This window comes from Tianweitania sp. (assembly GCF_032053605.1).
Lineage (GTDB): Bacteria > Pseudomonadota > Alphaproteobacteria > Rhizobiales > Rhizobiaceae > Tianweitania.
Genome location: NZ_DAMBUH010000171.1, coordinates 3,147 through 4,040 on the forward strand (window position 1 = coordinate 3,147; position 894 = coordinate 4,040).

Below are 894 nucleotides of genomic sequence, written 5' to 3' on the forward strand. Positions count from 1 at the left end.
GAGCCGATCCGGTATTTGCTCTTGTCGCACTGAACGAAGTTGTAATTGCAGATTTGCTCGCCACTGCGCAGGAACAATGGGAACGTAACAATGCCGACCTAGACGCGAAGATTGGTGCGCTCGTCAAGCTCCAAGAACAGATCATGGCGGGATCGAAAGACCTGGCCACGCGCGTCGATCAAGCCCAGCTCGCGGCAGCAATGAAGGCCGTAGCGGAAGCCAAAGCGGAGATATTCAAGGCGGCTCGCGATGCTGTCACTAGCGAAGTCGGCAAAGCGGCCAACATCATTAGCGAAGGCGCGGCGCAGCTGGCAGCGGAGAGAAAAAAAGCCCGATCCGGTAGCTGGGCGCTCGCAATTGTGCAGGCTCTTATCGGTGGTATCGTGGGCGCGCTGGTGGTGCTCGCGGCCGTGTGCCTTGGATGAAGTTGGAGGAAGCTATGCGTAGATCATTGATTGCGGTCATCGTCGTCTTGCTGGTCTCGATCGTCGGATACCTGGCGATGGACCGCCACGAAAAGAACGTGGCCGCCGAGAAGGACAAGGCTTTCGACCAAAAATATTTCAAGTAGCGTCCAGGCGCGCACGGACCTCAACATCAGCGGTACCGGCCCCACCTCGACGCAAGACCGGAGATCAGCATGAACGTTCTCAGAGTTATTCTTCGCGCAACGTCCAGGACGGCATCATACGGCTGGAACGTCCTGGCGCCTGCGCTGGGCATTCCAAGGCCCCTATTTGCGATCAGCAGCCTGTTATTGCTCTACTGGATGGTCAAGTACGCTTACGTAGCATTGATCGGATAATTTCGCGGCCGCGAAATTGTCGAGCATGGTTTATCCCGGCCGGCCGGTCGGCAATGCGGCCGGACGCTCTGGAGGAGCGCCGTGATGCG

The 894-nt window shown here is 57.9% G+C and carries 2 protein-coding genes; both read left to right on the plus strand.

Annotation, left to right across the window (positions count from 1 at the left end; all coding sequences use genetic code 11):
• A partial coding sequence (locus RTX98_RS20090) for a hypothetical protein (RefSeq protein WP_312798651.1) occupies positions 1-425 on the plus strand: 425 nt, incomplete at its 5' end.
• A 14-nt stretch (positions 426-439) separates the two neighbouring features.
• Complete coding sequence (locus RTX98_RS20095) at positions 440-571, plus strand: hypothetical protein (RefSeq protein ID WP_312798653.1); 132 nt, start codon at positions 440-442, stop codon at positions 569-571.
• Positions 572-894: the final 323 nt, after the last annotated feature.